Origin of the sequence: Paraflavitalea speifideaquila, assembly GCF_032395985.1 — a bacterium.
In the GTDB taxonomy this organism is placed as follows: domain Bacteria; phylum Bacteroidota; class Bacteroidia; order Chitinophagales; family Chitinophagaceae; genus Paraflavitalea; species Paraflavitalea speifideaquila.
The window spans coordinates 8,503,466-8,521,530 of sequence record NZ_CP135920.1; the positions used below are offsets into that span (position 1 = coordinate 8,503,466).

Annotated in this window: 20 protein-coding genes and 2 pseudogenes; 8 read left to right on the plus strand and 14 right to left on the minus strand. The window is 44.7% G+C overall.

Going from position 1 to position 18,065, the window contains the following annotated elements; translation table 11 throughout:
* Positions 1–4: 4 nt before the first annotated feature.
* The gene (locus RS881_RS58530) at positions 5–1,252 is read right to left on the minus strand and encodes a M1 family metallopeptidase (RefSeq protein WP_315819164.1); all 1,248 of its coding nucleotides are present in this window, start codon (positions 1,250–1,252) and stop codon (positions 5–7) included.
* A 496-nt stretch (positions 1,253–1,748) separates the two neighbouring features.
* Here RS881_RS58530 and RS881_RS58535 point away from each other — a divergent pair, with 496 nt between their 5' ends.
* Entirely contained in the window at positions 1,749–2,432 is a 684-nt protein-coding gene (locus RS881_RS58535; RefSeq protein WP_315819165.1) for an OmpA/MotB family protein, read from the plus strand.
* A gap of 174 nt (positions 2,433–2,606) precedes the next feature.
* Here the strand turns inward: RS881_RS58535 and RS881_RS58540 are convergent, their stop codons facing one another.
* The 4 genes from RS881_RS58540 to RS881_RS58555 all read right to left on the minus strand — a co-directional run bounded on the left by RS881_RS58540 (position 2,607) and on the right by RS881_RS58555 (position 5,578).
* On the minus strand, positions 2,607–4,184 hold the full coding sequence (locus RS881_RS58540; protein WP_315819166.1) for an IS1182 family transposase: 1,578 nt from the start codon (positions 4,182–4,184) through the stop codon (positions 2,607–2,609).
* A gap of 190 nt (positions 4,185–4,374) precedes the next feature.
* Positions 4,375–4,815: an alpha/beta fold hydrolase gene (locus tag RS881_RS58545; protein WP_315819167.1), complete on the minus strand. Its 441-nt coding sequence runs from the start codon at positions 4,813–4,815 to the stop codon at positions 4,375–4,377.
* Positions 4,816–4,817: 2 nt separating this feature from the next.
* A complete protein-coding gene (locus RS881_RS58550) occupies positions 4,818–5,063 on the minus strand; it encodes an alpha/beta fold hydrolase (RefSeq protein ID WP_315819168.1) in 246 nt (81 codons plus the stop codon).
* Between the two features lie 74 nt (positions 5,064–5,137).
* Positions 5,138–5,578 carry a hypothetical protein gene (locus RS881_RS58555; RefSeq protein WP_315819169.1) on the minus strand — a complete coding sequence of 147 codons (441 nt, stop codon included), beginning with the start codon at positions 5,576–5,578 and terminating at the stop codon, positions 5,138–5,140.
* A gap of 334 nt (positions 5,579–5,912) precedes the next feature.
* Between RS881_RS58555 and RS881_RS58560 the strand changes: the two genes are divergently transcribed.
* The 3 genes from RS881_RS58560 to RS881_RS58570 all read left to right on the plus strand — a co-directional run bounded on the left by RS881_RS58560 (position 5,913) and on the right by RS881_RS58570 (position 8,065).
* Positions 5,913–6,596 (plus strand): carboxypeptidase-like regulatory domain-containing protein, encoded by a 684-nt coding sequence (locus RS881_RS58560; protein WP_315819170.1) that lies wholly within the window; start codon positions 5,913–5,915, stop codon positions 6,594–6,596.
* A 13-nt stretch (positions 6,597–6,609) separates the two neighbouring features.
* A complete protein-coding gene (locus RS881_RS58565; protein WP_315819171.1) occupies positions 6,610–7,581 on the plus strand; it encodes an outer membrane beta-barrel family protein in 972 nt (323 codons plus the stop codon).
* An 88-nt stretch (positions 7,582–7,669) separates the two neighbouring features.
* Positions 7,670–8,065 carry an outer membrane beta-barrel protein gene (locus RS881_RS58570; protein WP_315819172.1) on the plus strand — a complete coding sequence of 132 codons (396 nt, stop codon included), beginning with the start codon at positions 7,670–7,672 and terminating at the stop codon, positions 8,063–8,065.
* A 276-nt stretch (positions 8,066–8,341) separates the two neighbouring features.
* Here the strand turns inward: RS881_RS58570 and RS881_RS58575 are convergent, their stop codons facing one another.
* The 5 genes and pseudogenes from RS881_RS58575 to RS881_RS61430 all read right to left on the minus strand — a co-directional run bounded on the left by RS881_RS58575 (position 8,342) and on the right by RS881_RS61430 (position 11,144).
* The gene (locus RS881_RS58575) at positions 8,342–9,091 is read right to left on the minus strand and encodes a helix-turn-helix domain-containing protein (protein WP_315819173.1); all 750 of its coding nucleotides are present in this window, start codon (positions 9,089–9,091) and stop codon (positions 8,342–8,344) included.
* Positions 9,092–9,298: 207 nt separating this feature from the next.
* The gene (locus RS881_RS58580) at positions 9,299–9,754 is read right to left on the minus strand and encodes a hypothetical protein (RefSeq protein WP_315819174.1); all 456 of its coding nucleotides are present in this window, start codon (positions 9,752–9,754) and stop codon (positions 9,299–9,301) included.
* A 68-nt stretch (positions 9,755–9,822) separates the two neighbouring features.
* Positions 9,823–10,359, minus strand: a complete 537-nt coding sequence (locus RS881_RS58585; protein ID WP_315819175.1) for a cation:proton antiporter — start codon at positions 10,357–10,359, stop codon at positions 9,823–9,825.
* Positions 10,360–10,363: 4 nt separating this feature from the next.
* Positions 10,364–10,612, minus strand: coding sequence for a cation:proton antiporter domain-containing protein (locus RS881_RS58590; protein ID WP_315819176.1), 249 nt, complete (start codon positions 10,610–10,612; stop codon positions 10,364–10,366).
* A gap of 2 nt (positions 10,613–10,614) precedes the next feature.
* Positions 10,615–11,144 (minus strand): annotated as a pseudogene (locus RS881_RS61430) (cation:proton antiporter).
* Here RS881_RS61430 and RS881_RS58605 point away from each other — a divergent pair.
* Positions 11,091–11,234 carry a hypothetical protein gene (locus RS881_RS58605; protein WP_315819178.1) on the plus strand — a complete coding sequence of 48 codons (144 nt, stop codon included), beginning with the start codon at positions 11,091–11,093 and terminating at the stop codon, positions 11,232–11,234. The pseudogene RS881_RS61430 and the gene RS881_RS58605 sit on opposite strands and share 54 nt — an antisense overlap.
* A gap of 739 nt (positions 11,235–11,973) precedes the next feature.
* Positions 11,974–12,450, plus strand: coding sequence for an META domain-containing protein (locus tag RS881_RS58610; RefSeq protein WP_315819179.1), 477 nt, complete (start codon positions 11,974–11,976; stop codon positions 12,448–12,450).
* A 77-nt stretch (positions 12,451–12,527) separates the two neighbouring features.
* On the opposite strand, the gene RS881_RS58615 is transcribed toward RS881_RS58610, so the two are convergent.
* From RS881_RS58615 to RS881_RS58630, 4 genes and pseudogenes are all read right to left on the minus strand, one after another.
* Positions 12,528–12,683, minus strand: a complete 156-nt coding sequence (locus RS881_RS58615; protein ID WP_315819180.1) for a hypothetical protein — start codon at positions 12,681–12,683, stop codon at positions 12,528–12,530.
* On the minus strand, positions 12,680–13,891 hold the full coding sequence (locus tag RS881_RS58620) for a hypothetical protein (protein ID WP_315819181.1): 1,212 nt from the start codon (positions 13,889–13,891) through the stop codon (positions 12,680–12,682). The genes RS881_RS58615 and RS881_RS58620 overlap by 4 nt, the downstream gene beginning before the upstream one ends.
* Positions 13,807–14,472: a DEAD/DEAH box helicase family protein gene (locus RS881_RS58625; RefSeq protein WP_315819182.1), complete on the minus strand. Its 666-nt coding sequence runs from the start codon at positions 14,470–14,472 to the stop codon at positions 13,807–13,809. Before RS881_RS58625 ends, RS881_RS58620 begins: the two co-directional genes overlap by 85 nt.
* Before the next feature lie 59 nt (positions 14,473–14,531).
* Positions 14,532–14,690 (minus strand): annotated as a pseudogene (locus RS881_RS58630) (sigma 54-interacting transcriptional regulator); the annotation flags it as partial.
* A 1,148-nt stretch (positions 14,691–15,838) separates the two neighbouring features.
* Here RS881_RS58630 and RS881_RS58635 point away from each other — a divergent pair.
* Both RS881_RS58635 and RS881_RS58640 read left to right on the plus strand, forming a co-directional pair.
* On the plus strand, positions 15,839–16,729 hold the full coding sequence (locus RS881_RS58635; protein WP_315819183.1) for an ATP-dependent helicase: 891 nt from the start codon (positions 15,839–15,841) through the stop codon (positions 16,727–16,729).
* Between the two features lie 91 nt (positions 16,730–16,820).
* Positions 16,821–18,047 (plus strand): ATP-dependent helicase, encoded by a 1,227-nt coding sequence (locus RS881_RS58640; RefSeq protein WP_315824977.1) that lies wholly within the window; start codon positions 16,821–16,823, stop codon positions 18,045–18,047.
* The last annotated feature ends 18 nt before the right edge of the window (positions 18,048–18,065 follow it).

Sequence of the window (18,065 nt, forward strand, 5' to 3'; positions counted from 1 at the left end):
TTTTTTAAGGGTTGGAAAAAGACCTCATCACCCAATACATACCGTAGCGTATGCATAAAAAGGCCCCTTTGCCATAGATATCGCCATGGTAGGCTTCATCGGAATTAATATTCGTACCCAGCACTACCGGTTTTTGGTTCCGTATGCCCCGGGCTGTTCCCTGCATCCGTTTGATATATGCGGCTTCCCCTTCAGCATCCCGTGTATACAAGGCATCTCCAAAACTGCAAATGCCCTCCTGCACCCACATATCGCCCCAATCCTTGCCTGTAACCTTATTGCCCCACCACTCATGACCAAACTCATGGTGCATCAGCCAGTCGAAATCCTGTCCGCCTACATGACTATATTTGAATTTATTGCCATATGCATTCAGGGTCTGATGTTCCATACCCAGGTGGGGCGTTTCAGCTATGGCGATCTTTTCCTTTACCCAGGGGTATTCACCAAAATATTTTTCCTGCATCTTAATGCTGCGTTCAAATATATCCAGGTGGTGCGCCGCTTTGTCTGCATGCTCTTCCAGTACATAAAATTCAATGCGCACCTGGTTACCATTGATCGTGGTGTAGAGCCGGCTTACTACCTTGTATTTTCCTACATTGAACAGGATACTGTAATTATTAATGGTGTAATTTGTTTTCCAGTGAAAGGTGGAACTGTTTTTCTTATACGTTGTCTTTTGCAACAATCCTGGCCCGGCTACCACCAGTCCTTTAGGAACAGTAATGATCAGATCGGCCCCTTCATTGGGCTCATCAGAAGGATGGTCTTTACAGGGGAAAAAGATCTTAGCGCCTTCCATTTGGCAGCTGATGGCTATCCAATCATTGCCCGTTGAATCTTTGGTCCATTGAAAACCGCCATCCCAGGGTGGCCTCACTGCTAGCCTGGGTTTACCTGCATACTGGACCTTGACCGATGTCTTGCCACTGGCAGCAGTAGAAAGGGAAATATCGATCAGGTCATTTTCATGTTTAAAGTCCTGCTCTTTGTTATTCACCCACACCTTGCTCACTTTAAAAGTATTTAACAAGTCAAATAATAATGTGGTAGATGGCTGTGCCAATACAACGTCTATGACAGTATTACCGTCAATGGATTGTTCAATTGGATTAACACTTAATGAAACAGTGTAATGACGTACATCCATATTGGCTTGTTCCGGCTTCAATACGCCGCCGGAAAGAATAGCTTGCGCAAACGCGCTGTGCGTAATCAGTATTAGTAAAGGAACGATCAGCAGTCGCATAAAAGGATTTAAGGGAAGTTAATAATTTTATTGCCATCCTTTCGTTGGTTGATAAGTTTGATATAAAGCAAGTCATTCTTATAAACATATTAGAAATACCTGCCCGATGATTAAAAAAACTTAAAAACTACATAAAATGAAAGCGATAATTAATCGTTGATAGGTATTTTATCAGGAAGCGCTATACCTTTGGGGCCCTTTATCAGGCACGTTAGTTGCATAAGTATAGTCAGATAATTTATGACGTATGATTGCTATATGTGAATGATTGCTAATTATTCAATTAAAAACCAATTTATATGAAGTTCAGACACGTTCTGTTAGTAGCATTAACCCCTGTAGTGCTGTTTTCCTGCGTCAGCACTAAGAAATTTAAAGCAGAACAAACAAGGTACAGTCAATTAAAAGATTCTTTATCCGGTGTGGTTGGCAAATTACAGGGAGACCTGAAATCCTGTGAAGATCAAAAAGCAGAAGAAGCTCGTAAAAAGCAGCCTTGCAAACAGAGATCGACGCCCTCAATAAGCAAATTGCTTACCTGAAAGAAAACAATACACAGGCTTTAAAGCAACTGCAAGACCTTTCTGTGATCTCCAGCTCACAAGCTGAAAGCATCAAGAAGTCAATGGAAAACATGGGCGCCAAGGATTCTTATATCCAAACTTTGCAACAACAAATGGCCCGCAAGGATTCCTTGAACATGGCCCTGGTGATGAACCTGAAAGGCGCTATTGGCAACCTGGATGACAAAGACATCAACATTAAAGTCGATAAAGGTGTAGTATACATCGACATTTCTGATAAGCTGTTATTCAAGAGCGGCAAATTTGATGTAACCACTCAGGCTAAGACCGTGTTGGGTAAAGTAGCCACAGTATTGAAAAATCAACCCGATATTGAGTTCATGGTGGAAGGTCATACCGACAATGTTCCTTACAATGGCGGTGGTCAATTGCTCGACAACTGGGATTTGAGTGTTAAACGTGCAACCTCCGTTGTAAGGATTCTCCAAAACCAATATGGTCTGGATCCTGCTAAGATGTCTGCTGCTGGTCGTGGCGAATACTCTCCGCTGATGCCAAATGATTCTCCTGAGGCCAAAGCGGCTAACCGTCGCACACGTATCGTGATCCTGCCTCAACTGGATCAGTTCTTTAAATTGCTCGAAACAAAGAAATAGGATAATCCTCCTTACATGGGGCTGACCTAAAAGGTCGATACCCCCAAAAGAAGAAAATTATATGGCCCGCCCTGGCGGGCTATATAATTTTTATGGCAGTAAGTTTTTCGGGTATTTATGAGCTTGTGTAGAAGATCAGGGAGTAAAGCTACCCTTGAGAGCCTGTTTTTGCAGTCAGGAAGCCTTTTTGGCACCATTGAGATATACCTTTCGAAGGTTATGGGCCATGGCTACCAGCGCAATCTCTGTTTTTACTTTGCGCAGGCCACGCAGGTGGAAGCGACGGAAGCCCATATTGTGCTTAATGTCGCCAAAGCAACTTTCGATCTCTGTACCGCGTCGCTTTTTTAATGCCTGTCCCAGTTCTGTGTGAAGATTCTCCCGGGCCTGTTGCTTATAGGCTTCAAGCTTTTCATTCACCTCTATCTTCCGGTTGTACCCTTTGGTGGATTTGCAGCATTGTTGGTATAAGGGACAGCCAGCACAATTGTTACACTCATATAGTCTCACTTCAGACTTGTAACCGGTTCTTTTATGCGTCTTCTGATGTTTGCCTTTAAAAACAAGCAGCTCATCATTGGGACATCCGTAACTGTCGGTTACAGGGTCATAGGAGAAGTTCTCCTTTAGAAAAAGGTTTTTCTGGTACCCCTTTGTTTGTTCCTTATGATAAAGTGGGAACTTCATATAATTCTCTATCTCATTTTTCTGCAACAATTCGTAATTCTGTTCTGTACCAAAGATGCTGTCAGCGATGATCCTGTCCGGTTTGCAGGGCTGTTGTTGCTCTATCTGCTGCAGGTGACCTTCAAAGCAAACACCATCATTGGTTGTCTGGTGAACACTGATACCGGTAATGAACTGCTCTTCACTGCCAGCCATTATATTGTAGGCAGGGAGAACCTCCACTTTGTTTTTCATCATCATGGCGCTGGCATCAGGGTCTGTTTTGTTGTAGCCACTGCGCTTGCCTGCTTTGGTGATCTGGTTGTTATACTTGTCTATTTTATGTTCAGCCTCCTTTAGCTTCTTTTTCAGTGTCATTGCCTTGCGACGCTTTCTTTTGGCTGTAGTTGTACGGATCGTATCATTCAATTCAGCTACTTTCTCTGCAATGGCTTCCCGTGTAATAAAGGACGCCTTTCCATGCTCTTCCAGGTCTGCTGTACCGTAAGTTGTTTCTTCCTGCCTGTTCAACTCATCGATCTGCTTAAACAACGACCGGCAGTTTTCTATATTCTTTGCGCCATAGCGTTCTGCATTCTTCTTCCATACCATTTTGTGTTGATTGGCATCGGCCCGTAAGGTCGTGCCATCACAGAAATAGTTCTCCAGTTTTATGTATTGGTGGGCTACCAGGAATTCCAGCATTTCCTTAAACAGGATCTCTATGACTTCTTTGGCCTTGCTGCTACGGAAATTATTGATTGTCCGGAAGTCAGGGCGGCTCATACCACTGAGCCACATAAAATGTATATCCTGGCCGAGTGCTTTGGCTATTTTACGGCCAGTGTAGATCTTGACGCTGTAGGCATATAATAACACTTTCAGCAGCATCCGGGGATGGTAGGAACTAGTGCCGCCGCCTTTGTACAGATTAATTAAGTCGCTGATATCCATAGACTCTACAACTTCGTTGACTACCCGGACAAGGTGCTTTTCGCCAATTAATTCTTCCAGAGAAGGGGGTAGCAATAAAGATTGTTGCTGATTGTATTGCTTAAATATTACGGAAGTCTTTATTTTAGCCATTGTAATTTTTGAGTGTGGTAACTTAAAATTACAAAACAGCCCTACTCTAAAAGTAAGGGCTGACCTTTTGGGGTCAACCCTTACTTCTTTAAACAAACTGACCTTTTGGGTCAGCCCCTATCTCTGTTCCTGCCTTTTCTGGTAGATCTAATGCTGGTACATGAAGCCTGTTTTCCCAGGCATCATGTAGTCAAAATGAACCTTTTATCAATTGGCTCAGCTGTTTAACACTCACTTGTTCCAACGCATGGGGTGTTGCTGGTAATACGCCCAATTGACCGGCGGGTAATTGCTTATATACGTTTACGGTTTCTTCCAGCGTAACCATCTTATCCCGGTCGCCCAGTAATAAAAGGCAGGGTATTGTTATTTGATCATAATCTTCGGGCTTCAAAGGATTGTCTTTGCCCATGTCCAGCAGCATACTTGCCGTATACTCCATGACCAGTTTCCAATCTTGAGGCGCATGACGTTTGTCCAATTGTGCTGCAAAACCAGGTAGCTTTTGGAGAATAGCTTCCGGATCCAACATTTTCACTTCACGGGCGGCACCAGCCTCATCCCAATGGAATTTTGTAGCCAGTGTGATGGTCTTTAGTACTTTACCCGGATGATGCCGGTTAAGGTACATACCTACATAACCCCCATGCTATAACCAAAGAGATAAACAGGCTCGCCGGCAGGCACATAGGCTTCGAGGTAGTGCAATACCTGCAATGCAAACAGTTGAATGGACCAGGCAGACTTCGGTAATGACTCTCCGCCATGACCTCTGAAATTGATCCGGTGCACATAGAAATCATTGGCAAGGCTTTCGCCCAATGGCTCCAGTTGATCCTTGGCGCCAACAGCCCCATGTAGAAGTAGTAAATGTTGCATATCCTAAAGATACAAAGGAGTGGGGGAACACATGCCAGGGTAAGAAAAGAAGAAAGGGTACGGATCAAAAACTATTATTTAATCAGGTTCAGGGCGCTCAGCCAACCGCTCCTTTTGGACGACCAGTCGCTGGAAAACGCCTCAGGCTTTAATCCGCCTTCCAGGTTCTTCAATAACCCGGTGGCATTGGAAATGGTCTTCACTGTATTAGCTGTTTTGATAAGGCCAGCCACATCAAAGCCACCCTTGAACATACTAGGCTTAATGAAACCAGCCAGCGAAGAAATGCTTTTACCCAGGCCTCCCCATCTGTAACCTTGAGGCAGCCCCAACCAGTCGGTTTTTCCGCCGCCAGCCCAACTATCCAACAATGAGGTGGGTTTCAGGGCCCCTGAAAATTGGGTGAGCAAACTTCCAATATTACCTAAGCCGGTTTTGGGAAGCTTTAATTGTGCCTGTCCGGTGAGTGTTCCCAGAGAGGTAATGAGCAATAAAACAAAAAGGCGCTGTTTCATAAAGAAATGTTTTTACCGGCTCCAGTTTAGGCCGGGTTTTGTTTAATGATAATGAGTGATGAATGCTAATACATATTAATGTATAATGATTAACCTGCCTACATCTGTTTAAGTTTTTGCCGTGTATAGTAATGAAAAATTCAGAAAGCTGGGACAACATTTAGTCTCACCCAGCGGCCAAATTCTCCTGATCACATGACCATGTAAAAAACGACAACCATTTTAATGCCTGTTTCCACTGAACGCCTGCCTGCCGCATCCTGTATAGAAGTACTACGAGGACATTCGTTTTATCAGAATATTTGTTTTCAATAATTGCTGATACATGCACAAATTGACCTTAGTGATAGTATGCCTGCTGGCCGTCACCCTAACAAATGCCCAGAACAACCGGGGTGGAAAATTGATCGTACATGTGCTAAGCGAAGCAGCACAAGGCATGGAGAACGCCACCGTTGAATTGTTAAAAGCCAGGGATTCTTCATTGGTAAAAGCGGCCATTACCGATAAGGCCGGCATGGCCGAATTGGAGCCTGTTCAGTTGGGCAGTTATCTCCTCCGGATAACCATGATCAATTATAGTCGCTATTATTCGCACCCACTGACCTTAACGGCCGAGCAGCCTGTACTCCTTCTGCCCGCCATCTCCTTAACACCCGCCAGGGATGCACAAATGAAAGCAGTAACAGTCACTGCCAGGAAGCCATTTATTCAAAAGTTAAGTGATCGTATTGTCGTGAATGTCGACAACAGCATTGTAAATGTTGGCAGTTCAGCCCTCGATATTTTGGAACGTTCGCCCGGTGTATTGATCGATCCCAATGATGTGATCAGCCTCCGTGGCCGCGCAGGAGTGATCATTATGATCGATGGGAAGGTCACCCCATGTCGGGCGCCGACCTGGTTAATATGCTGCGTAGTTTACCTTCCAACAGCATTGAGCGCATTGACATTATTACCAACCCGTCTGCCCGCTATGATGCGGCTGGTAATTCGGGCATCATTGATATCAGGTTGAAAAAGACCAACGCATGGGGGCCAATGGCACTTTTACAGCCGGCTATGGGCAAGGCATTTATCCCAAAGCCAATACCGGGACCACTTTTAATTACCGCAGTAAAAAAGTAAACCTTTTTGGCAGTTACAATTTCGGTTACCGGGAAAGCCTTAGTAACCTGGTGCTAATAAGGGAGTTTTTTAAGAATGGAGCATACGAAGGCGCTTATGACCAGGACAATTTCAGCAAGCAAAGGGTTCATACCAATACAGCCAGGCTGGGCGCCGACTTCTTTCCCAATAAAAAGTCGATCATTGGTTTTGTACTCAATGGAACGCTTACTAATGTTGAGCGTAATAACAATAACCAATCCCTGGTACTGAACAACGTAAAAGAACCCGAGTCGAGGTTTATCACGAACAATACAGAGAAAACCCGCCCCAGGAACCTATTAGGCAATGTCAATTACAAATATACATTCGACAGTACTGGGCGTGAGTTAAGTGCCGATGTGGATTACGGTGTATTCAGGAATAGCAACCTGTCCAGGTTCATTACAGGCTTTTATGCACTGAACGGAGTACCTAACAAACCGGAATACAAACTCAACGGTGATCAAACCGGAAAGATCAGTATTGCAACTGTTAAAGCCGACTACATCCATCCCCTGAAAAAGAATACCCGGCTGGAGACAGGGTTTAAAACCAGTTTTGTAGAAACAGACAATGATGTGGCATTTTACGATGTAAGCACCGGGCAGCCTAAATATGATTCTTCCAAAAGCAACCGGTTCAATTATAAGGAGAACAACAATGCCGTGTACGTAAACATTAATACTGAATTTAAAAAGTTCTCTCTCATGGCCGGCTTGCGTGCCGAGCAAACGAATATGGAAGGTCACCAGGAAGTAAATGATATCCGATTCGACTCGTCGTACCTGCAATTATTCCCCAGCCTCTTCCTGAATTACAAGCTCGGCGCCGAAAAACAATTGGCCTTTCAGTGAGCAGGCGTATTGACCGGCCCAATTATTCGGAGTTGAATCCTTTTCGTTTTTCCTGGATCCGAGTACCTATAGCTCAGGTAACCCTTATTTGAAACCGCAGCTTACCTGGTCATACGAGTTAAGTTATACCGTGAAACAACTCAGCTTTACACTTGCGTATAGTCATACAAAGCAGAACACCACTGTGGTAATCAGGCCCAGTGAGACGGAGGATCGGGTAACGGTGCAGATGCCGGTAAATCTCAACACTTATGATTATTATGGGATTACTATCGCTGCACCGTTCCGTTTTACCAAATGGTGGAATGCGATCAACAATGCCAATTTGTATTATGGGCATTATAATGGCAATCTGGCCAGTACTTCCTTGAATAATGGCGCACCGGCGGCCAATATCAGTACCAACAATACTTTTACTGCCTCCAAAGGATGGAGCTTTGAATTGAATGCCAGTGTAAATACCGGGGGCAATACGGGTTTATGAAATTGGATCCCCAATGGCAAATAACGGCGGGCGTACAAAAGACGGTGATGAATAAAAAGGAACGATCCGCCTTAATATCACCGATATCTTCTGGACCAATGTGCCAAAGGCTGTCATAGAATTCAGTAATTATATTGAACACTGGCATTCAAGGAGGGAAACCAGGGTGGCTAATGTATCCTTCACCTACCGTTTTGGCAAAAACACCGTGGCTGCAGCCCGTAGGAGAACTACCGCTTCGGAAGACGAACGGAGAAGGGCTGGCAACTAAAAAAATCACATCCCATCTGTACGCGGTTTTTTGTGTAAGGTTTGCAACAGTTGCAGGTGGGGTTGCAGGTTTTGAAGCGTGCTTTTTTGTAGAAACTGTTTCAGGTGCTTATAAAAATGACTATGGTCGTAGTAGCCATAAATAGAATAGTGAAAGGTTTCGGGCGAGCTGGCAATATGGGCAGCGGCTTTGCGGATACGCATGATCTGTAAGGCATTTTTGCTGCTGATGCTGGTTGCCCGCTCAAAATAGCGTTGCAGGGTACGCGTAGATATCTTGTATTGATCTGCAAGGGCTTCAATGGTAGTCTTAAAATCATTATCCCTAAAGCATCGGTCAAGGATCTCAGTAACAATGTGAATTTCCTGGAGGGAGCCTGCATGTTCCTGAACAATGGGTTGATAGTAGTTGCTGATGATCCTTACCCTTTCTTTGAAAGAGTTGGTCGCTTTTATGGCGTCAATAAGCGATTGATCGACCAGGTAGCTGAGGGGAAAGATGTACTCCCGGTATTCGGCAAAATTGATCTTCTTTTGAAAAAGGACGGGTGATATTTTAAACTTGATACCAAATAATTGATTCCCTGGCTGATGATAACATTCAATGCTGCGGTGGCGGGGCAGGAATCCATCCGAACGCATATCAAAAAAATGATCAGCTACCTGCATCACGAAAGGGGTACCCAGGTTCACCAGGTAGGTGTAGCCAATATTGGGAAACAGGGCATCGGAAAAACCCTGGGGTAGGCCTGCCATAAATGCCCAAAATCCGTTTCCCACATAAAATCAATGAAATGACTTAATGCAACCGGCGGCGCCGTGCGGTGATAGTGGTTCTCAAAATGAGCTTTATGGAAAAATTCTACATGCTGCACAAAAACATCGTTCCCATAAAACTATCTTAACTACCTGATACGGAAAAACAGGAAAACGATGACCCGCAATAGGACTGTATAGCCGGTTTTAACGAAATTCAATATCCTGGTTATTCAATTCCAGTCGAAAGACCCTTTTATTGGGAAACATGATCAGTAAAACCACCAGGTTAAAAATACCCACCATCAAGAATATCCTGCGGGCTGTCAAGGCAAAAATGATGGCGGTCACAATGCCAATAACAGCATTGATCATCACCCGCTGGTCGTATATTTTTTTATACCGGATCACCTGTTCTTCAAAATTGGCCAGGGTATGGATTGTTTTAAGCTGCTCTTTATGTTTTCGGGTCAACATAAAAGAGGTAATAAGCGCTCCTGCCAGGAATACCCATTTGATGACCTCATTGACCGTTGGATCGTTAATGACACTATACCCCTTTTGGGCCAATACATAAGAAATTACCAGTGGCACAAAAGAAAGGGCAATGGCGGTGATATGTTGTTTCTTAAACGGAGCTACATCAATTATATAAGCACTCATACAGGCGTTTTTACAGGTTAGTGTTAACGGAAAAGCATGAAATTACCAATAAAGCAATTCTATACCGTCTATTTTCTCAATCGGGCCTCTTCCAGGTCCAGCTCCGTTTCTCTTTTCCGGATCAATTCATCAGGAAATTCCTGCAGGCGACTCATTTTGGCCAGTTCGGCCCGCCTTACCTGTACTGCATCCAACAACATTTTACGGTATTTAGGAATGAAAGCTCCTGTCAACTGTGCATTTTCATCCTGTTGTAGCCTGCTATTCGCAATATCTGCCATTCGTTGATAGCGTTCCTTAAGCCGCACGAAAGCTTCAATGCTGCCTGATTCTTCGGCATACGACTTTTCCAGGAGGTCCAGTACTGCCGTGGCCAGCCTTAGGCGGATTGCGTGTTCATGATGCGCTTCGGATTCGGGCGCTTCGATCTTTAACAAACGGATCAACCAGGGAAGGCTTAAACCCTGCAATACCAGCGTAAAGAGAATAACCACAAAGGTGATGAACAGGATGAGGTTGCGATGAGGGAATGCCTGGCCATTGGTGAGCGTGATGGGTACTGCCAGGGCAGATGCCAGCGAAACTACCCCCGCATCCCACTCCATCCCACTATGAAAACCGATTTCCAACCTGGCCGGGATTCTCTTTCCCGTATTTTTTACTCAACATCCGCGGTAGGTAAGCGCCGGGAAATACCCAGATGATGCGAATGATAATGGTGACAACACTAATGCAAACAGCATACTTTATCGCAGTCCATAACGAGGTTTCACCCAATTCCTTGATAATATAAGGCAGTTCCAGTCCGATCATGATGAACACCACCCCATTTAATAGAAACACCAGGGTTTCCCACACACTTACTGCCTGCAGGCGCGTATTGTAGGAAAAACTTCATGTGAACGGAAAGAAAGGAATAATCCACCACTTACAACGGCCAGCACACCTGAAAAATGAAAATGCTCTGCTGCGATGTACATCAGGTAGGGTGTAATTAGGGTAATGGCGGTATCGATACTGGGTGTAGTAGGTAGGAACCGATGAATAAGGTATACGATATGTGCAATGGCCAATCCAATCACAATTCCCATGATGGCTACCAGTAAAAATCAACACCCGCTTTCCACAGTACGAATTCTCCTGTGAAAATGGCCACGAGGGCAAAACGGAATACGATCAAGCTGGATGCATCATTGATAAGGCTCTCACCTTCCAATATGGCAGTGATCCTTTTAGGCACTTTTAATTGTTGTAATACACTGGTAGCTGCAATAGCATCGGGCGGCGAAATAATTCCCCCTAATAAAAACCCATACCGAGGGAAAAGCCTGGAATAATGGCATGTGAAATGAAGGCAATAGCAGTAGCGGTAAAGATCACCAATCCAAATGCCAGGAAACCAATGGGGCGCCTGAAACGCCAGAAATCATTCCAGGAAGTATTCCAGGCGGCAGAATACAATAAGGGGGTAGAAAAATAATAAAAACCAGATCAGGTGCCAGGGTAATAGATGGAATACCGGGAATAAAACCAATACCCAGGCCAGCAATGACCAGCAGGATGGGATAGGAGATCTTCACCTTTTCGCTCAGCATAGTGAGCATAGAAACTACAAAAAGCAAAGAAATAATAAGCAGCAGGCTGTTTTGAAGCATAGAGAACTGTTAATTGGAATAAGTGATTAGGGGCCAATTTAGATTATTTTAATAAATGTAGGCTGCACTCCACCATTACGGGTAACGCTTGTAGAATAAGGGCTACGTTTTTTATCTCAGGCATATTTAGAGAAGAATTAAAACCAAAATGGGTAATGTACTAAGGGTAAGCGTGTTTAAAACAATGGTTTACAAGATTGAATCGTAGTGGCAAAATTATTGAGGTATTTGGAATAGTAATGCTTGTTAATACTTAGACTTCTATGAAAACCTCAGATAGTACTGATCGTACAAACCCAAATCATAACCAGGATTCATTGAGAAATTATTGATGGACGGTTATATGGTTTAGGTTGAGGATGGCATAGTAATTATGTCATCCTTTTTGGGTTTTTATCCCAATGTCGTTTAATCAAGCTTGTCGCTCCTTTATGGTGCGTCACGCTGCCGTCCGGCTGATACGGCGCTGCAGAGTGGCCACCTTTGTAACTGGCAAAAGTTTTCTTAAGGTCTCATGTATAAACGACATTGGTTTTTATCCAACTATAAATAAACTGAACTGGTATGCAAACCTTATGGAGTGGAGGGCTGACTTGCCTGCTGTTGGTAAGCAGCCTCTTTTGGAACAGTCCACAGCTTACAGAACTGAACAGAAGTAACGGGCCAGGCCTGGCTGTGCTGGCAGACGCTGCATTAAACGGAGAGTGGTTTCTGCAACCGGTATTGGCTTCTGATACCGCTGCCGGCCGGTTTCCTTCCATTAAATTCAATGTAGCCAATGGTACTTTTTCGGGCCATACTGGTTGCAACCGGATGAATGGCACTTTTAAACGTACTGACACTAGCCTCACTATCAATGAAAACATCAAGTTAACCAGGATGATATGTACGGGATATAATGAAGCCGCCTTTCTTAAAACGCTCCTGAATACCAACCGCTATAAAAGAGATGCGGAGGTGCTGGTATTGATGTTTGATCAAACAGAATTGTCGCGGTGGACAAGAAAGCCCTACCGGGCGCCCATGAGTAAAGGGACTTAAAGGCAGATCAGACCTCAGTTTTTTGCAGCCCATTACGGTAGTGCATGACGGCCCTTATCTCGCCATAAGAGAAATGGTCACCCAATTTTTCTTTTGCTGGAGTGGCAGACAGGCCACCCGTTTCTTCCAGTGCTTCCAGGATGGGCACTATTTTTATCTTCCTGCACCAGGTCTTTGATATCGATCTCGCCGGTACCAATGAATTGTACCAGGTGGCCTTCAATGGTGCTCATGGCCATTCCTCTTTGGGCAGCAATGGCTGCAATATTTTTCCCGCTTTGAATAATTGCAAACTGATGTGCTTCGTTTCCCCTTTCCTGGGTTTGGCAGTTACTTCAGCAGTTTTTTGAATCGCTTCCACAGCTATCTTTTGTTGGTTTTCCACCAATTGCAACAATTCATCCGGTTCGACGCCCCTGACCAGTCCATCAGCTATTTGCAAAGCCTGGTGCATGGATTGTTTCTTCCTTTGGAACAATAGTTTCAGCTCCAGTAATTCCTTTACATACTTTTTTACCTTCTGCTTCACCTTCACCGCGTCAATATGTTGTTGCAGGGAAGCATCTGAATCATTGAGCTGCTTAAGAAAATAATCCGTAGCGGCCAGTAATCGCTGTTGCAATCCCTTGTATCCATCAATCTCGGCAGTGGTTACCAACTGTTCCAGTTGCCGGGTAAATTTAGCAGCCACTTCCTGTTGGTCCGTAACCTGTGCCAGCATAGCTTTTGCCCGGATGATGGCAGCATTCTTTTCAGGTAACTGCCTTTCTTCATATCCCTCGTAATGCGCTTCCCAGCCGGCCATTAATTTGGTCCAGTCAAAAGACCGCAATATAGACCGGCCGATAAATGCTTTTCTTTCCTGCTGCAATTCCTGTTGCAACTGATCGGCGGCCAGTTCAGCACTGGTGAAAGTGATTACGCGTTTATCCGTATTGATACAATGGGGCTGTATGCGGGAGTACAACACCAGGCCATCCATAGAAGTTAAGCGGCTCAGGGCTACATATACCTGTCCCGGTGCAAAGGACTCTCCTGCATCAATAATGGCTTTTTGAAAAGTAAGTCCCTGACTTTTGTGGATCGTAATGGCCCAGGCGAGCCTGATGGGGTATTGCTTAAAAGTGCCCAATTCCTCTTCATCAATACTATCCTTCTCTTTATTATAACTATACCGGATGTTTTTCCAGGTTTCTTTTTCCAGTTCCAGCTCAATATCTTCTTCAGGAAAGGCTACCGTGATCTTTTCTTTATCAATGGCTTTGATAATAGCCAGTTTTCCATTGAAATAACGCCTGAACTCGCCTTTATCATTTTTAATGAACATGACCTGTGCGCCTACTTTTAATTGTAAGCTCATTTCGGCGGGCAGGGCCTTTTCATTGAAATCACCCTTAATTTCTCCCCGGAACTCAAATATTTCCCCCTCCAACCTGTCCAATTGATATTGGTTGATCTTATCGGCTTTGTAATTGTGGGAGGTGAGGGTAATATAATGATCATCCTCATCCGGAATGAACCCAGGATAATAGTGATGGTGCAATTGCCGCAGATCCTCTTCTGTCGTGGTATTGTTGCGCAGATTATTGAGGATCTGGATAAAAGATGCCTCGTTCTGACGATAGATCTTTTTAACTCCAGGTATACAGGTGGTGCTTGCTTAATGACATGCGCATCGAAGAAAAACGGACTGGCATAATGGTGCTTCAGTATTCCATCCCACTCTTCATTGCCCACAACGGGGGCAACTGGAAAAAGATCGCCAATATACAGTACCTGCACACCCCCAAAAGGCAATAAGGGCTGACGGCGAAAATGACGCAGAATGGCGTCGATAGCATCCAGCATATCGGCCCTTACCATACTTACCTCATCAATCACCAATAATTCCAGCTCACGCAGCAATTCTCTTTTGGCATTGTTGAAGCGGATATTCTTAAATAAGCTGTGCTGATCGGTGATCTCTGCGGAAGAAGCGCCCCACCCTGCCTGCCGGTTGGGAATAAAAGGACCAAAAGGCAATTGGAAAAAGAATGCATGGTTACACCACCCGCATTGATGGCAGCCACGCCGGTAGGAGCTACTACCGCCATTTTCTTAGTACTATTTTGCTGTATATAACGCAGGAAGGTGGTTTTACCGGTGCCTGCTTTACCCGTGAGGAAAAGATGGCGGTTGGTTTGGTTTACAAACCGTACAGCGAGTTGAAAATGTTCATTGGATATATCAGTACCAGACATGCTGGCCGCAAATTAAATAATGTGAACAGAAAAGCCCGCAGCCAATTATCCGCAGGGTGTTCAAAACTATTTGATTTTATAGCCCATGTCCGCAAAATTGGTCAATTAGTCACATCAATATCTCGCCATGATTGTTTAGTAAGTTGTAGGAAAAAGAAAAGCCTCAAAGAGGGGTTGTAAATTTTGACACATTGTATTTATATGATATATTGCAGGTATATGACTGACTCCATTATAAAAGAACAGGTTAAAGTAATTCAACGGGCAACAGAAAACGCCCTTAAATCAAAAGAAAGTGCTTTGAAATTCCTCGTAGACGCAGGAATTATTAAGCAGCCTTCTGATAATTCCATTAAGAGGAGGCTGAAAAATAATATTTGAACAGTGCCCCATCACCATCCATTCAGTGTTGTTGGATTTCATAGCTGCGATAAAGAAGTAGGATTTAAAGTCCTGAACGGCAATGAAGACCTGCTTGGTAGCAGGAATTCCTGGGATTGGCTGGGTGAAGGTGTTTATTTTTGGGAACAAAATCCCGCCAGGGCATTGAGTACGCAGTCGAAAGCGCTCAGCGTAAGCAGTTTAATAAAATTCCCATTAGAACTCCATTTGTTTTAGGAGCAATCATTGATTTGGGCAATTGTTTGAACCTGGTAGAAACGAATTCGCTCCAAATTCTAAGTGAAGCATACCTGGGCTTGAAAAAGTAGTGGAAGAGGCAGATAAAAGAATGCCGGAGAATAAAAAGGAGAATCGGGCATTGGATTGCGCTGTAATACAATATATACACCACTCCTTAAGGAAAGAAAGTAAAGCCCCTTCGATACGATCCGTTGTGCCTTTCCTGAGGGTGAAGAAGCTTATCCTGGCTCTGCCATTACATCCCGCTTGCATATTCAGCTTTGCGTGTTAAATCCGGATTGTATAAAAGGATATTTTTACCGCGTCCTGTTAACCAGTACAATCCATTGCTGTGTGCTTAAAGCCGTGAGCCTAACTGCTCCTAATTAGCGACAAGACAAAATCAGTTTTCCTGCTGCCCCCTAACCTCCAATCTTTCAATAAGTTTTCAACGTTCCCTGCTAATCGGCCGGTATAACGTAAATTGCAGGCTTGATTCATCCGTTCCGGATGACTACTAATCTATTATGCAAGACTACCTAAAAGAGTTGAATGATCGGCAGCGTGAAGCTGTCATACATATCAATGGCCCCTTGATGATTGTGGCCGGCGCCGGCAGTGGCAAAACCAAGGTGCTCACCACCCGCATTGCCCACCTGTTGAACAGCGGTGTGGACGCATTTAATATTCTGGCGCTCACCTTTACCAATAAGGCTGCCAAAGAAATGAAAGAGCGGATTGAGAAGATCCTCGGCAATTCGGAAGCGCGTAACCTGTATGTAGGTACTTTCCACAGCGTATTTGCCCGCATCCTCCGCAGTGAGGCGCACCACCTGGGGTATCCTAATAACTTCACCATTTACGATTCGGATGATGCCAAAAGTGTGGTGAAAACGGTGGTCAATGAAATGAACCTGGACGACAAACTGTATAAACCCTCTACTGTTTATAACCGTATTTCCAGTGCCAAGAATGCCTTGGTAGGACCGGTGGAATATGCCAATGATTATGCTATTCAGCAGGAAGACCTGCGCAGTAACCGGCCTGCCATTGCCCAGATCTATGATGCTTATGTTAAGCGTTGCTTTAAAAATGGCGCCATGGATTTTGACGACCTGCTCCTGAAATTCTATGAACTGCTGAAAGGCTTTCCGGAATCACTCAGCAAGTACCAGCGCAAGTTCAAGTACATCATGATCGATGAGTACCAGGATACCAACCCTGCCCAGTACGAGATCATTAAGCTATTGGGGGCCATGAATGAAAACGTGTGTGTGGTGGGCGATGATGCACAAAGTATCTATAGTTTCCGCGGCGCTACCATTCAAAATATCCTGCAATTCCAGAAAGATTATGATGATGCCAAAGTGGTGATGCTGGAACAGAATTACCGCAGCTCAAAAGCATCCTCAATGTAGCCAATGAGGTGATCAGTAATAACAAAGGACAAATTCTAAATCACTCTGGACGGATAATAAAGAAGGTGAAAAGATCAGACTGGTGCGTACCATGACTGATAATGATGAAGGGAAATATGTGGCCGATACGATACAGGAACAAAAGCTGCGCAACCATTACAATAACAAAGACTTTGCCATCCTGTACCGCACCAATGCACAAAGCCGGGCTTTTGAAGAAGCACTTCGCCGGATGAATATTGCCTATACTATGTTTGGCGGTCAGAGCTTCTATACCCGGAAGGAGATCAAGGACTTTGTTGCTTATCTGCGCATTATTATCAATTCCAAGGACGAGGAGGCGCTGAAGCGTATTATCAACTTCCCGGCCAGGGGAATTGGTAAAACAACGGTTGATAAGGCAGTACTGGCTGCCAACCAGCACGATATTTCCATGTGGGAAGTATTGGAGCGTGCGGCAACTTTTGGTTTTAAGGCCGGTACACTGGAAGCCATTGATAATTTTGTGACGATGATCAAAAGCTTCGCCAGCATGCTTAAGAATAAGAACGCCTACGAAGTGGCGGTGCATGTAGGCAAGCAAACCAATATTGTTAAGGAACTTTTCAATGATAAAAGTACTGAAGGGGTAGCCCGGTATGAGAATATCCAGGAGCTGTTGAACTCCATCAAAGAGTGGGTGGATACGCAACAAACACTTGCCCAGATTGATGAGGAAGGTACCATGCTGGAAACCTCGGACAATGAAGCTGTAGGTTCTGGTGAAATAACCCTGGGCGCCTACCTCCAGCAAATTACGTTGCTGACGGATGCAGACGATAAAGATCCCAATGCCGATACGGTTAAGCTCATGACCATTCACGCCGCCAAAGGGTTGGAGTTTGGTTGTGTATTTGCTGCCGGACTGGAAGAAATGCTTTTCCCTAATGGCCTGGCCGTTAATACCCGGGAGGAATTGGAAGAAGAGCGGCGCTTGTTCTATGTGGTGATTACCCGCGCCAAACAGAAACTTTGGATCACTTACGCCAATACGCGTTATCGCTTTGGATCGCTCGTACAAAATGAACCCAGCCGATTCCTGGAAGAGTTGCCCGAACAATACCTCGACCGCAGTTATGCCGGGGCGGCAGCCTTTAAGAACCAGGGATTTGGTGGGCGTAGCAATACCAGTGCTTTTGACCGCATGAATGGCGGTGGCTGGGGGCAGGTGGCAACAGGAATTCGGCAGCTGATGCTGAAAAGAAGTATGGAGCGCCACCATCCAAAAAACCGGCTGTTCCTTCTTATGTTACACCTAAGCCGCAGAATAAAGCAGTAGACCATGTACCCAGCCCCG